This is a genomic window from Streptomyces sp. NPDC101393 (assembly GCF_044767385.1).
Taxonomy (GTDB): Bacteria; Actinomycetota; Actinomycetes; order Streptomycetales; family Streptomycetaceae; genus Streptomyces.
Window position 1 is genome coordinate 198,746 of sequence record NZ_JBIWNU010000011.1, and the last position, 12,767, is coordinate 211,512.

Here is a 12,767-nt window from a genome sequence, read left to right on the forward strand (position 1 = left end):
CAGCCGCCTCGGCCCGGCCGACGGCTCACACGAAGGCGCTCTGCCCGGTGACGGCCTTGCCGACGATGAGGGTGTTCATCTCGCGCGACCCCTCGAAGGAGTAGACCGCCTCGGCGTCGGCGAAGAGCTTGGCCACCCCGTACTCCAGGACGATGCCGTTGCCGCCGAAGAGCTCACGCGCCCAGGCCACCACCTCACGCATCCGCGTCGTGGTGAACGCCTTGGCCAGCGCGGCCTGTTCGGCGGTGTCACGGCCCTCCTCGGAGAGCTGCGCCAGGCGGGTGACGACGCCGAACATCGCGGTGATGTTGCCCAGCATCTTCACCAGCAGGTCCTGGATCATCTGGAAGCCGCCGATGGGCTTGCCGAACTGCACGCGCTCGGTGGAGTACTGGCGGGCCAGCTCGTAGGCGCGCACGGCGATGGCGAGGGCCTGCCATGCCACACCGCCGCGCGTCATGCGCAGCACCTCGGCGGTGTCCCGGAAACTGTTGATCTTCTGCAGCCGGTTGCTCTCGGGCACCCGGACGCCGTCCAGCACGATGTCGGCGTTCTGCACCGTACGCAGGGCGATCTTGCCCTCGATCTTGGTGGCGGTGAAGCCGGGGGTGCCCTTCTCGACGACGAAGCCCTTGACGTTGCCGTCGGCCTCGTCCCGTGCCCAGACGACGACCAGGTCGGCGAAGGTGCCGTTGCCGATCCAGCGCTTGGCACCGTTGAGCACCCAGGAGTCACCCTCGCGGCGGGCGGTGGTGCGCATGCCGCCGGCCACGTCCGAGCCGCCCTCGGGCTCGGTCAGGGCGAAGGCGCCGATCTTGCGGTAGGCCACCATGTCCGGCATCCAGCGATCGCGCTGCTCCTGGCTGCCGCCGCCGTGGATGCTGCCCATCGCCAGGCCGGAGTGGACTCCGCCGGCGACCGCGAAGGACGGGTCGATGCGGTTCATCTCCAGGTTCAGGAAACCGTTGAACAGGGCACTGCGGCGCTCGTGGCCGCTGCTGTACTCCGGGTACATCCGGCCGGCGAGGTCGAGCTTGGCGAGCTTGTCGAAGACCTCGAAGGGGAACTCCGACTTCTCCCACGCCTCGTCCGCCAGCGGGGCCAGTTCCTGCTCCAGGAACTCGCGGATCTCGGCGAGTTCGGCGCGCTCGGCGTCGCTGAGCAGTTCGGCGAAGCCGAAGAAGTCGGGGTTGGTGTTGACACGTCGCGTCATGGGAGGGACCTGCTTTCGTGTGCGTGGCGCCGCCGGTGGGCGTCGCCGAGGAGTGGTGGCGCCCACCGGGTTCGGTGCGGAGGGTGCTGGCCTTCCGGTGCCTGCCGATGGATTGCGGTGCGGGAAACGGGCGGTGACGGTTCGTCAGTCGACGACGGCGCGGTTGACGGCGATCTGCTGGCGGTCGCGGCGTTCGGCGCGGGCGCGGTAGGCGTCGGGGCCGGTGCCGTAGGCGGCCTCGGTCTGCGCGATCACCCGGGCGATGCCCTCCTTGGTGATCCCGGACGAGCCGTCCTCCTGGTCCAGGCCCTTGCCGAGGTGTTCGATCATGTGGCGGATCCCGCCGGGTCCGCCGCCCAGGTGATAGCTCTCGAACGGCCCGACGGTCGCCCAACGCCCCCCGAGAGAGGCCTTCACGACGGTGTCCAATTCCTGGGCGGTGACCACGCCCTGGCTCACCAGGCGGAAGGATTCCTGGAGCACCACCGACTGCAGCCGGTTGGCCGCGAAGCCCTCGATCTCCTTGTGCAGGCGGACGGGCGTGCGACCCACTGACCGGTAGAAGTCCGTGGCGGCCGTGACGTTCCGCTCGTCCGTCCGCGCGCCCGGCACGATCTCGACGAGGGGGACGACCTGCGGCGGGTTGAACGGGTGGGCGATCAGCAGCCGGGCGGCGATGTCGTCGGGCAGTGTCCGCGCGATGGCGGAGGCGATGATGCCGGAGCTGGAGGAGGCGAGGATCGCGTCGGCGGGCGCGGCGGCCGCGATGTCGGCGAACACCTCCTGCTTGAACTCCAGGCGTTCGGGGCCGTTCTCCTGCACCAGGTCGGCATCGCGCACCGCGTCCCGCAGGCTCGGGCAGACCTCGATGCGAGCGCGCAGCTCCTGCGCGGTGGTGTCCAGGCTCCCGGCCAGCATCGGCAGCGCGTCGGTCAGCGACTGCTCCAGATCGGGTCGGGGGTCGGTCAGGCGGACGGTGCTGCCGTGGGCGGCGAACAGGGCCGACCAGCCCAGGCCGATGGTTCCGGCGCCGACCACGGCGACGTCCTTGATGGTGTGGTTCCGCATGGCGGTGTCCTCCGGGACAGGTGCGGCTCGCGGTGCGGTGTGCGCACCGCGCGGCTCACGCCAGGTAGTTGTGGACGGGGGCGATCCCGGCGAGGGTGAGGTCGGCGACGATGTGGCTCGCGGAAACGATCTCCAGGACCGGGAGGTCGGCGAGCGGCGCCAGCACATGCGCGAACAGCTGGAGCCGGGCCGGACCGGTGTGGGCCTCCTTGACCACCACATCGGTGATCTCGGTGCGCACCAGATCGGCGACCACCGGCCGCTGGTCGTAGCCGAGGACGAACTTGAGCATGTACGTCGGTACGGTGATCTGCGACCGGGCCTCGGCGAGGTCCATCGGGTGGTGCTTGTAGCCCATGGTCGCCGTGGCGACCCGGACCGATCCCTGGTCCAGCGTCCCCAGCAGGGCGCCCTCCTCGACCGAGAGCGCGGGCCGGGCCATCACCTTGGGATAGGCGCTCACCTCACGGCCCGAGGCGGTGGCGGCGAAGCTGTCCAGATACATCGCGTGCAGGTACTCGCCGCGTTCCCGGCCGAGCCGCACCGGGATGGCCTGCCCGCCTTCGACGTAGGGACCGAAGGCCGTGACCTCGCCCATCTTCATGATTTCGAACCGGACCAACGGCTCGTCGATCTCCAGCGGTTCGGGCACCACGGCCCGCAGTGCCGCGGGGTCGGTGCGGTAGACGATGCTGAGGTACTCCCGGTCGGTGAACCGGGGGGTGGCCGGTGCGTACGCCGGCCGGGTCAGCGGCGTGATCAGCGCGTTCCGTACATCTTCGGTGCGCATGGCTGCCTTCTTTCCGATCGTGCTCAGCGTCCGGTCCACCGGGGGGCGCGCCGCTCCGTGAAAGCGGCGATGCCCTCGGCGACGTCGTGCGACCGGGCGAGAGCGCCGGTCTCCTCGCGCTGCGCGGCGAACGCCTCGCGTTCGTCCCGGCCGTCGGCGAGCCGGACCACCCGCTTCACGGCGGCCAGGGCCAGCGGTGCGTTCCGCGCGACCTCCTCCGCCAGGGCGAGGGCTGTGCCGCGTGCCTCGCCGGAGGGGCAGACCTGGTTGACGAAGCCCAGTTCGGCGCCGCGGGCCGCGGTGACGGTGCGGCCGGTGAGCAGCAGTTCCATGGCCAGGTGGTGAGGGATGCGCCGGGGCAGGCGGATGGCGCCTCCGCCGCCGGCGATCAGGCCCCGCTTGACCTCGGGGAGGGCGAAGGCCGCGTCCTCGGCGGCGACGATCAGGTCGCAGGAGAGTGCGATCTCGAAGCCGCCCCCCATCGCGAAGCCCTCCACCGCGGCGATCAGCGGCTTGCGGGTCTCGGCCTCGACGATGCCGGCAAATCCCTTGCCCGGGGCCTCGGATGACTCGCCGCGGGCTGCGGCCTTGAGGTCCATGCCGGCGCTGAAGGTGCCGCCCGCGCCCTGGATGACGCCGACCCGCAGCTCGGGGTCGGATGCGAGCAGGTCCACGGCCTCGGCGATGCCCTGGGCGACCGCGGCGTTCACCGCATTGCGGGCCTGGGGACGGTCGATGGTGACGACGAGGGTGTGGCCGACGGTCTCCGTGCGGACGGCCGGGGCTTCCTGCGGGCTGCTCATGAGCGGTTCCCTTCGAGTTCGGCGAGGATCTCCTCGGTGTGCTGACCGGCCAGCGGGGCGAGCCGGCGCACGGAGCCGGGCGTGGCGGAGAAGCTCATCGGGATGCCGATGACGCGGACGCTGCCCTCGGTGGGATGCTCGGCGACGTCGAGCAGGTGCCCGCCGCGCACGTAGGAGTCCTCGGCGGCTTCGTCCAGGCGCAGGACGGGGGCGAAGGGGATGCTGTGCTTGGTGCACACCTCCGCCCACTGATCGCTGGTCAGGGCCGGGGTGACCGTGTCGAGCAGCTCCAGGAGGTCGGCGGCGTCGGCGGGGACGTCGATCTGCTCGCCGGCCACCCGCGGGTCCTCCGCCAGGTCGGGCCGTCCGACGGCGTGGAAGCAGTCCCGGAAGTTCTGCGCGCTGTAGGGGACGACCATCGCGTAGCCGTCCTTCGTGGGCCGGGCGCGGTGCCCCTTGAGCAGGGAGTTGGGGAAGCCGGTCGCGCCGAGCGGCGGGTCGAAGCTGTGTCCGGCGAGGTGCTCGACGAGGTTGAAGGCCAGCAGCGTGTCGGTCATCGGGACCTCGACGAGCTGGCCCTCGCCGGTCAGTCGCTGGTGCACGAGGGCGGCGAGCGCCGAGTAGACGATGGTCAGTGCCGCGACCTTGTCGGCGAAGATGCTGGGCAGGACGGCGGGCACTCCGATGTCGCCGGCCCGCTGCGCGATGTCGACCAGCCCCGACGCGGCCTGCACGGTCTCGTCGTAGGCGGCCAGCCGGGCGCGGTCGGAGTCCGGGCGGAAGCCCTGCGCGTGGACGTAGACCAGGCGGGGGTTGGCCTCGCGGATGCTGTCGTGGTCCAGTCCGAGGCGGCGCAGCGCGTCGATGCGCATATTGCAGATCAGGATGTCCGCGTCGGCGATCAGTTCAAGGGCCCGGAGCCGGTCGGCTTCCTCCTTGAGGTTCAGGTTGATGCTGCGCTTGTTGCGGTTGACGTTGAGATGCAGTGGCGGCATGCCGGGAGTGCGGTGGGTCGTGCCGTTCCGCACGTTGTCCCGCGGCGACTCGATCTTGATCACGTCGGCACCGAGGTCACCGAGTATCTGGGCCGCGTACGGGCCCATGACGACGGTGGCCAGGTCGATGACGCGGACGCCGGTCAGCGGTCCGCCGGCCGGGACCGTCGCTCCGCTCTCGCCTGTGGCCATGATTTCTCCTCGTGGAAATCGGGTGGTGCCGGACCGTTCTCCGGCACATCCTTTTCGCTCCACCCGCCACACTAGGAAGACCTCATTGCCTGAGGCAATCAATCGGTGTCATCAATGCACGAAAAGCGGCGTGACCGCAGCGGTCACGCCGATCCCAGAAATTCAGCGAAGCCCGGGGAGCACCGCCGCGTCAGAAGACGCGCTCGATCTGCTCCACGAGTCCATGCAGGTCACCGCTTGCTTCAGCACGGTCATCGAGCCAGATCAGGCCCGTCGCGAGCATCGGGCGGAAATCACTGAACGGGAGAATTACACAATCGCCGATATCCATCTGACGCATGGGGCTCTCGGCATCCATCATGGTGATGGAAAAGGCGGAACCATTGGCGACAATTTCACGGACACTGCCATAGTCGGCGCTGTCGATCGTCATACGCCGATTGATTCCGGACGCGGCCAGACGTACGGAGATCTGCTCGAAATAGGTGGGCATCGCCCCCGGCGCGACCGTGACGTACGTGAGATCGAGGAGTTCCGACAGGGCCACCGATTCACGTGAACCGAATTGGGCCGCCGGCAGCGCCGCGCCCAGCGGCTCCTCGAACACCTGCCGCACGCGGACGCCGGGCGCATGCACGGGAAGATGGACCACCGCGAGGGCCAGCCGGCCGCGCCGGACCGCGGCCAGCAGCTCACTGCTCCCGCCAGGCCAGCGTTTGATCACGTACTCCTCGGCACAGTTCTCCTCAAGCGCCTTGAGCCGTTCCCGGACGCTCGGATGAATGCCCGGAGCGATCCCCATGTAGACCGTCCGGCGCTCCTCGCCCACCGCCTGCTTCAACTGCCAGGGAATACCGTCGAACGAGGAGAGCACGTCCTTCGCGATCGGCAGCAGGGCCGCACCGCCAGGCGTCAGCCCCACCCGGTGGGAGTCACGCTCGAACAGCGCCGTGCCCAGTTCCTGCTCCAGATCCCGGACACGCCGGCTCAGCGGCGAGGTCGCCATGTGCAGCTGGCGGGCGGCCTTCGTGAAGCTGAGGTTCTCGGCCACCGCGACGAAATAACGCAGGTGAAAGATCTCCATTTCACGTCACCCTACGCGCCCGCCGACGGCCCCGGACCGGTGGTGCCGCAGGACAGCCCTGCTGAAGGCCCGTCTGGAGGACACCGGCAGCCGCACCGACGGTGACGCCCGCCGTGAGGCTCCAGGCGCCGCATTCTGCGGGACCTGCCGTGAGCCAGGTCTGCGGGCCGGGATGCCGGAGCCGACGTCACGGCGCGATCGCTCGACCTGGCCGACGGGCTGCGCGACCGCGAGCAAGGCGGGTTCAGCTCTCCCCGGGATTCCACCAAAACCACCCGCACCACCTGCAGTTGGCGGATCCTTTCCTACGGCCCTTGTCAAGAACAGCGCGACCGAGGGCCTCTCCTGGTGCAACCGAGACGGCTCCGAAAGGCATCGACAGAATGACGCGTTTACCGGACGAGAAGGACGCGACGGCCGGCGGGTACTCCCGCCGCAAGGCCCTCAAGATCGGCATCGGTATCGGCGCCGCCGTGGGGGCGGGGATCGTCGGCCCGGGTGCCACGGCAGCGAGGGCCGGCGGGCCGGGCGACCCGACCAGCCCGACCCTCGCGACCAAGGTGAGGAATCTGAGCGGCCCGGCCGAGACCGGCCCGTTCGCCTCGCCGTGGACCGACCTCGGCATTCCCGCGCTCTGCCCGAACGGCACCATGTTGTTCGTCGGCGGAGACACCTTCAACGGCGATCACGTACCGCGGCCGGGCGAGGGTGCCGACGACTGGCGCGCCCCAGTCGGCCTGCGCTCCAACAGCGCCGACCTGAACAACCTGCGTATCGACGGCAGCGTCGGGGGCAAGCACGCCAACAGCCTGGTGGACGAGCCGCACAACCCGGTCGGCGACAAGGCCACGACGGCGATCCCGTCCGATGTGTTCGTCGTCGACGGCGTGATGTACATGCACCTCATGCGCGGCGTCATCTACGACACCCACCACACGGACTTCTGGCGCTCAACCGACAACGGCGAGACCTGGGAGTACCTGTGCCAGTGGCCGGGTGACCTGCACGGCGGCCAGTTCCAGCAGAAGACGTACGCCGTGGCCGACGGCGACTACTGCTATGTCCTGTCCACGGTCTTCAACCGCGACGTGGAATCGGGGATGCTGCTGCACCGGGTGCGCAAGGACAGCCTCGGCAACGCGGACGCCTACGAGCCGTGGGGCTACGCCGACGGCGGCTGGCGGTGGGGCGCGCCCCCGACGACGGTCTTCGGCACCCGCAAGTGGGGCGAGATCTGCTTCCGCGCGATGGACGGCAAATACGTCCTCACCTGGCTGAACATGAACGCGCTGTCGATCCGGGCAATGGTCTTCCCGCTCCCGACGTCGGACCTGACCAGGACGCTGGAGCAGACCATGATCCTGCCCGGCAGCCCGGGGCAGGAGGCGGCCAACCTCGTCGCGAGCCCGTACGGCGGATTCGTCATCCCCGGCTCGACGTTCGGCAACTTCCATATCGTCGTCAGCCAGTGGTACGACCCGTGGAACTACCGGATCATGCAATACAAGATCAACATGCTGTCCTGAGCCGGGCCACCCCCTCGGGCGTCGCCCTCCGGCGGCGCCCGGTTGTCCGGCCAGGCGCCGCATCGGCCGACCGCGAGGGGGCGAGGTCGTACGGCGGGGTGTCAGGGGGGCGGGTCGATTACCTCCGACGTAATCGACGCTCCATCAGCACCCCGACAAACCGGGGCCCATGACCACCACCCCCGCGGATGCCACCCGCGCCACCGTCCAGAAGTTCCTCACCCTCCGGCTCGCCGGGGACACCGCAGGGCTCACCGCGCTCTTCGCCGACGACGTCGACTGGCTGCTCGCCGAGAACCCCGGGGTCCCGTGGATCCGCCCCCGCTCCACCGCGGCCGAATGCGCCGCCCAGGCCCAGGAGTTGGCCGAGCACGCCGTGCCGGAGGACGCCCGCGCGTCCGTCGACACCTTCCTCGTCGACGGGGCCGACGCCGTCCTGATGGGCCACGTCTTGGGGACCGTCCGCGCCACGGGCAAGTCCTTCGAAGGCCCCTTCGCGCTGCGCCTCACCGTTGAGGACGGCCGGATCGCCCGGCACCACCTGTACGAGAACAGCCTGTCGATCGCGGCGGCGTGCGCTCCCTGACACCCTGGCCTCGGGTGGGGCACGTGCCACGCCACGAGGGCCGGCGGCGCCAGGTCGGACACCCACGTCGGGTCGATGGGTGGCTCTGCAGCCGAGTAGCGATACCACCTGTCTACCGGGGCGTTGGGGTTGGTCGTGCGGGCTATCGTCAAGATCACGACGCCCTCGCCGCCTGGCCGGTCGATGGCGATGCCCCCGGAACGCGAGGAGAATGCCAACATGTCCGAGAACAGCGGCGACGCAAAGGTGGCCGAGCAGTTTCTCGCCGCCTACAGCGCCCATGACTGGCAGGCACTTCGCGCCCTCTTCGCGGAGGACATCGCCTGGACCATGCCTGGCGCCGGGACCATCTCGGGAACGGTTCACGGCATCGCCGCCGCCCTCGACAGGGTCCAGGAGATCGTTGGCCGTGGCCTGCGGACCCAACTGCTCCACCTCCTGGTCGGCCGGCACGGTGTCGCCCTGTCACTGCGCAACACCGCCGTGGCTCCCGACGGGCGCACGCTCGACGAGCATCTGGCAACTGTCCTCACCATCCGCGAGGGCAAGATCGCCGCCATCGACAGCTACCTCTCCGACGTGGACGGGATGAGCGCCTTCTTCCGCTAGGTCTGTCGTGTGGATCACGCCGGATCAGGGACCCCGCGAGCCCGGCGTGATCAATCGACAGACAGGTGTATGACGCAGATCAGCCTCCGGCGCCGGCCGCGCTGCGGATGGGTAGGACTGGGTGTGCCGTCGCCCCGTGGCGGCGCGCTCCACATCGCGGAGGTGCAGATGACGCAAGGCCCAGGAACGACCCCGTACCCGATCCCCCACGCGGTCCAGGAAGCCTACGGCCCGGCCGATCTCAGCTCGACGTCCCTGTTCGGCGGGGGATTCATCAACTTCGGCCACTGGCAGGACATCGACCTCGACCAGCCGTTGACCGACCATGACCGGATCAGCAGCCAACAGGCCCTGTACCGCCACGTACTGGCCACCCTGGCACCCGCACCGGAGCCACGGGCCCTGGAGGTCGGGTCGGGACTGGGCGTCGGCTGCGCCGTGGCGCTCAAGGAGTACGGCTTCGCGCACATCACCGGCATGGACATCCATCCGCAGCAGCTCAAGCGGGCGGAACAGGCCAACGCCGAACTGCTGGCCCGCCGCCCCGAACGGCTGCGCTTCGCGCGCGGCGCGGCGGAAAGCATGCCGTTCGCGGAGGGCGAGTTCGACTGCCTGTACAGCGTGGAAGCCGCCCAGCACTTCCGTGACCTCGACGCGTTCGCCCGGGAGGCCGCACGCGTGCTGCGGCCCGGCGGCCGCGCCGTCATCGCCAGCTTCTTCGTCCCCGACGGCGACCCGGCCCGACCCGGGCGGCTGGCCGAACTGCTGGACACGTACACCACCGGCCTGGACGTCGCGCACAGCATCCCGCAGCTCACCAGCAGCCTTGAACGAGCCGGCCTGACCGGGGTCCGTGCCACCTCGATCGGGGCGTCGGTTTGGCCCGGCTGGGACCGCTGGCTGGCTCGCATGTGGGAGCCCGGCGCCTGGCCGCGCAACTTTCTGCGGGCCTACCGTGAAGGCACCCTCGACTACTTCACGGTCACCGCGCAACGACCCACGCCGTGACCGGTGGTCCGGCCGCGGTCGTCGCGGGGCCGGAGATGCTGCCTCGCCGGCCGGTCACCGCACCTGAACCGCCCCGGCCCGTAGGGGGACCCGGTCACCGCCGGTGTGCGGCGCGTCCTGACGGGCCGTCATTCGCGTGCTCGGAGGTACGCGTCCAGCTCGGCGGAACCGGCCAGCATCGCGCGCCCGCGGGCGGACAGCCGGCCGTGCCAGTCGCGCAGGGCGGCCTCCAGGGGCTCCAGCCCGCCGGCCGTGCGTACCTGGGCGATCAGCGGGGCGATCTGCTCCAGCAGATAGCCGCCCCGCCTGAGCTGGTGGGCCAGCCGGGCGTCCCGCACGTCGGCCTCGTCGTAGACGCGGTATCCGGTCCGCCCGTCGCGCCGCGGGCGGACGAGTCCGGCGTTCTCCCATTTGCGCAGCGTCGCGGACCGGATCCCGAGCCTCTCTGCCAGCGGCCCGATGAAGGTGCCGCCGGGGCCGGACGGCGCGTCGCCCCCTGACACCGCGTCGGGCCCGGACGGCGCGAGGGGCTCCAGGTCGCGGAGGGCGCTCTCCACGGCCTGGAGTGTCCGCCGGTCCTCAAGGAGTTGGGCGTGGCTCTCGTCGATGAGGCGGAGCGCCTCATCGACCACACCCTCGTTCACCGCCCGCATGATCGCCGTCGAGCTCTGGTGGCCGTGGCCGGGCACCAGGGCGAGGAAGGTGCGCAGAGCCCGCGCGTGCAGCGGGGTGTAGGTGCGGTAGCCGTGGGGTGTGCGCTCGGCCGGCGGAAGGATGCCGGCCTCCTCGTAGTTCCTGACCGCCTGCGTGGACAGGCCGTGACCGCGCGCCAGGTCAATCGGCCGGAGCCGCTCGCTGCTTTGAAGGTTTCGCCCCATGATCCTGCCAATATTGCGAGAAAGTTTCCACCGAAGGTTCAACGATACCGTTGAAGGCATGGCTACTGACATCAAGGAATCCGCCGATGCCGTCGAGGCCGCCGCCGTCATGAAGCTGCTCCCGGGCCGGCCGCGGCTGCTCGCCCTGGGCGAGCCCACCCACGGCGAGGACACTCTGCTCGACCTGCGCAATGACCTCTTCCGGCAACTCGTCGAGCAGGAGGACTACCGGACGATCGCGATCGAGAGCGACTGCATGGCGGGCCTGGTCGTCGACGACTACGTCACCTCGGGCACCGGCACCCTCGACGAGGTCATGGAGCGGGGCTTCAGCCACGGGTTCGGCGCGTCCGAGGCCAACCGCGCACTCGTGCGCTGGATGCGTGCGTACAACGACGGCCGGCCCGCGTCCGAGCGGCTCCGCTTCGCCGGTTTCGACGGCCCGCTGGAGATCACCGGTGCCGCGAGCCCGCGCCAGGCCCTCACCGCACTGCACGTCTACCTCGCGGCCCGGGTGGACACGGATCTGCTCCCCTGCACCGCGGAGACGCTCGACCGCCTGCTCGGTGCCGACGACCGGTGGACTGGTCCCGACGCGATGATGGACCCGGCCCGGTCCGTGGGGCGGTCGGCCGCGGCCAAGGAACTGCGGCTGCTCGCCGACGATTTGGTGGCGCTGCTCGACGCGCAGACGCCGCACCTGATCACGACGACCTCGCGAGACGACTGGGACCAGGCGCGCCTGTACGGGCGTACCGCCACCGGCCTGCTGCGCTACCACTTCTGGATGGCCGACACCGCACCGAGCCGCATCTCGCGGCTGTGCGCGCTGCGGGATGCGATGATGGCTGACAACCTCCTGGCCGTCGCCGCTCGGGGCCCGGCACTCCTCCACGCCCACAACTCCCATCTCCAACGGGAGAAGAGCTCGATGCAGACGTGGGAGGGGCCGGTGGAGTGGTGGAGCGCCGGCGCACTCGTGAGCGCCCACCTGGGCGAGGAGTATGCGTTCCTGGCCACAGCCCTCGGCACGATCCGGCACCAGGGAGTGGGCACTCCGCCGCCGGACACCGTCGAAGGCCTTCTCTACGCGCTCCCGGAGGACAGCTCCCTCGTCGATGCCCCCCGGCTGGCCACCGCCCTCGGCGACGCGCGGCCCGCCCCCCGGGTGTCCCCCTACTTCGGCTACGCCCCGCTCGACCCGGCCCACCTGGCCGGCAGCGACGGGATCGTGTTCGTCAAGGACGTCCCGCAGAGCTAGGGACTGCCGTTCGGATCACGCCGGGCTTGCATCGTCCGGCCTGGTCCGAACGAGCCGCCCCGGCGGACACACCCTGGCCTCCCCCGGCCGCGGCACGGCCCCGCCGCGGCACGGCCCGCCCGTCGCCGGGGCCGTCAGATCTCGGGGAAGGTTTCGGGCACCCCGAGCGTCCCGGCCACGGCGCGCCAGATGGCCGCTTCGGCGGTCGCCAGGTCGATCCGGGGGTCGCCCAGCATCAGGCGGATACCGAACCCGTCGCTCAGGGCGAGCAGCAACGTACTGGTCCCCTCGACGTCGCAGTCGGCGAACTCACCGGCCTCGATGCCCCGCCGCAGCGCCTGGCCGATCCAGGTGTGCAGCTGGTCGTAGAGGTCGACGGCGAGGTGCTGGGCGGTGTCGTCGCGCAGGGCCCTGACCCACAGCTCCTGCCACAGCCGCCAGTCCTGTTGGAGCTCGGCGTCGGTGGGCAGCATGTTGTGCAGGATGCGGGCCAGGACCACGGAGGCGGGCACCGTGTCGGCGTCCCGTTCCAGTTCGGTGCCGGTCTGCCCGAAGGAATGGGTCATGGCCTCCGCGAAGAGCCGTTCGCGGTTCTCGAAGTGGTAGTGCAGCAGGGCCGTGGAGACCCCGGCGCGTTCGGCGACCATGCGCATACGGATCTTTTCGAACCCGACCTCGGCGATCACTTCGCACGCGGCGGCGAGAATCCGCTGCCGCGTTTCGAGAGTGCGCTCGTCCTTGGCCACGTGAATTG

The 12,767-nt window shown here is 70.3% G+C and carries 13 protein-coding genes; 5 read left to right on the forward strand and 8 right to left on the reverse strand.

What is annotated here, in order from left to right:
- Positions 1–25: 25 nt before the first annotated feature.
- The 6 genes from ACIRQ7_RS31480 to ACIRQ7_RS31505 form a co-directional block, all read right to left on the reverse strand.
- Positions 26–1,213 carry an acyl-CoA dehydrogenase family protein gene (locus ACIRQ7_RS31480; RefSeq protein WP_404266018.1) on the reverse strand — a complete coding sequence of 396 codons (1,188 nt, stop codon included), beginning with the start codon at positions 1,211–1,213 and terminating at the stop codon, positions 26–28.
- A gap of 144 nt (positions 1,214–1,357) precedes the next feature.
- Positions 1,358–2,281, reverse strand: a complete 924-nt coding sequence (locus ACIRQ7_RS31485) for a 3-hydroxyacyl-CoA dehydrogenase NAD-binding domain-containing protein (protein WP_404266019.1) — start codon at positions 2,279–2,281, stop codon at positions 1,358–1,360.
- A 55-nt stretch (positions 2,282–2,336) separates the two neighbouring features.
- Entirely contained in the window at positions 2,337–3,071 is a 735-nt protein-coding gene (locus ACIRQ7_RS31490) for an acetoacetate decarboxylase (RefSeq protein WP_403669101.1), read from the reverse strand.
- Between the two features lie 23 nt (positions 3,072–3,094).
- Positions 3,095–3,874, reverse strand: coding sequence for a crotonase/enoyl-CoA hydratase family protein (locus ACIRQ7_RS31495; RefSeq protein ID WP_404266020.1), 780 nt, complete (start codon positions 3,872–3,874; stop codon positions 3,095–3,097).
- Entirely contained in the window at positions 3,871–5,061 is a 1,191-nt protein-coding gene (locus ACIRQ7_RS31500) for a CaiB/BaiF CoA transferase family protein (RefSeq protein ID WP_404266021.1), read from the reverse strand. Before ACIRQ7_RS31500 ends, ACIRQ7_RS31495 begins: the two co-directional genes overlap by 4 nt.
- Before the next feature lie 190 nt (positions 5,062–5,251).
- Complete coding sequence (locus ACIRQ7_RS31505; protein ID WP_403669109.1) at positions 5,252–6,145, reverse strand: LysR family transcriptional regulator; 894 nt, start codon at positions 6,143–6,145, stop codon at positions 5,252–5,254.
- 383 nt (positions 6,146–6,528) lie between these two features.
- On the opposite strand from ACIRQ7_RS31505, the gene ACIRQ7_RS31510 reads away from it, so the two are divergent.
- From ACIRQ7_RS31510 to ACIRQ7_RS31525, 4 genes are all read left to right on the forward strand, one after another.
- Complete coding sequence (locus ACIRQ7_RS31510; RefSeq protein ID WP_404266022.1) at positions 6,529–7,671, forward strand: DUF4185 domain-containing protein; 1,143 nt, start codon at positions 6,529–6,531, stop codon at positions 7,669–7,671.
- 169 nt (positions 7,672–7,840) lie between these two features.
- Positions 7,841–8,257 (forward strand): nuclear transport factor 2 family protein, encoded by a 417-nt coding sequence (locus tag ACIRQ7_RS31515; protein WP_404266023.1) that lies wholly within the window; start codon positions 7,841–7,843, stop codon positions 8,255–8,257.
- 219 nt (positions 8,258–8,476) lie between these two features.
- Positions 8,477–8,866, forward strand: a complete 390-nt coding sequence (locus tag ACIRQ7_RS31520; RefSeq protein WP_404266024.1) for a nuclear transport factor 2 family protein — start codon at positions 8,477–8,479, stop codon at positions 8,864–8,866.
- A gap of 69 nt (positions 8,867–8,935) precedes the next feature.
- Positions 8,936–9,874 carry a methyltransferase domain-containing protein gene (locus ACIRQ7_RS31525; RefSeq protein ID WP_404266025.1) on the forward strand — a complete coding sequence of 313 codons (939 nt, stop codon included), beginning with the start codon at positions 8,936–8,938 and terminating at the stop codon, positions 9,872–9,874.
- Between the two features lie 128 nt (positions 9,875–10,002).
- Here the strand turns inward: ACIRQ7_RS31525 and ACIRQ7_RS31530 are convergent, their stop codons facing one another.
- Positions 10,003–10,752 (reverse strand): TioE family transcriptional regulator, encoded by a 750-nt coding sequence (locus tag ACIRQ7_RS31530; RefSeq protein ID WP_404266026.1) that lies wholly within the window; start codon positions 10,750–10,752, stop codon positions 10,003–10,005.
- Between the two features lie 58 nt (positions 10,753–10,810).
- On the opposite strand from ACIRQ7_RS31530, the gene ACIRQ7_RS31535 reads away from it, so the two are divergent.
- Positions 10,811–12,013 (forward strand): erythromycin esterase family protein, encoded by a 1,203-nt coding sequence (locus ACIRQ7_RS31535; protein ID WP_404266027.1) that lies wholly within the window; start codon positions 10,811–10,813, stop codon positions 12,011–12,013.
- A gap of 134 nt (positions 12,014–12,147) precedes the next feature.
- Here ACIRQ7_RS31535 and ACIRQ7_RS31540 read toward each other — a convergent pair whose 3' ends face one another.
- The gene (locus tag ACIRQ7_RS31540) at positions 12,148–12,759 is read right to left on the reverse strand and encodes a TetR/AcrR family transcriptional regulator (protein WP_403669126.1); all 612 of its coding nucleotides are present in this window, start codon (positions 12,757–12,759) and stop codon (positions 12,148–12,150) included.
- Between the last annotated feature and the right edge of the window lie 8 nt (positions 12,760–12,767).

Bases quoted from the DNA above. Each gene is read 5' to 3' on its own strand.
- ACIRQ7_RS31480 (WP_404266018.1), bottom strand. From the start codon at position 1,213: ATGACGCGACGTGTCAACACCAACCCCGACTTCTTCGGCTTCGCCGAA.
- ACIRQ7_RS31485 (WP_404266019.1), bottom strand. From the start codon at position 2,281: ATGCGGAACCACACCATCAAGGACGTCGCCGTGGTCGGCGCCGGAACC.
- ACIRQ7_RS31490 (WP_403669101.1), bottom strand. From the start codon at position 3,071: ATGCGCACCGAAGATGTACGGAACGCGCTGATCACGCCGCTGACCCGG.
- ACIRQ7_RS31495 (WP_404266020.1), bottom strand. From the start codon at position 3,874: ATGAGCAGCCCGCAGGAAGCCCCGGCCGTCCGCACGGAGACCGTCGGC.
- ACIRQ7_RS31500 (WP_404266021.1), bottom strand. From the start codon at position 5,061: ATGGCCACAGGCGAGAGCGGAGCGACGGTCCCGGCCGGCGGACCGCTG.
- ACIRQ7_RS31505 (WP_403669109.1), bottom strand. From the start codon at position 6,145: ATGGAGATCTTTCACCTGCGTTATTTCGTCGCGGTGGCCGAGAACCTC.
- ACIRQ7_RS31510 (WP_404266022.1), top strand. From the start codon at position 6,529: ATGACGCGTTTACCGGACGAGAAGGACGCGACGGCCGGCGGGTACTCC.
- ACIRQ7_RS31515 (WP_404266023.1), top strand. From the start codon at position 7,841: ATGACCACCACCCCCGCGGATGCCACCCGCGCCACCGTCCAGAAGTTC.
- ACIRQ7_RS31520 (WP_404266024.1), top strand. From the start codon at position 8,477: ATGTCCGAGAACAGCGGCGACGCAAAGGTGGCCGAGCAGTTTCTCGCC.
- ACIRQ7_RS31525 (WP_404266025.1), top strand. From the start codon at position 8,936: ATGACGCAGATCAGCCTCCGGCGCCGGCCGCGCTGCGGATGGGTAGGA.
- ACIRQ7_RS31530 (WP_404266026.1), bottom strand. From the start codon at position 10,752: ATGGGGCGAAACCTTCAAAGCAGCGAGCGGCTCCGGCCGATTGACCTG.
- ACIRQ7_RS31535 (WP_404266027.1), top strand. From the start codon at position 10,811: ATGGCTACTGACATCAAGGAATCCGCCGATGCCGTCGAGGCCGCCGCC.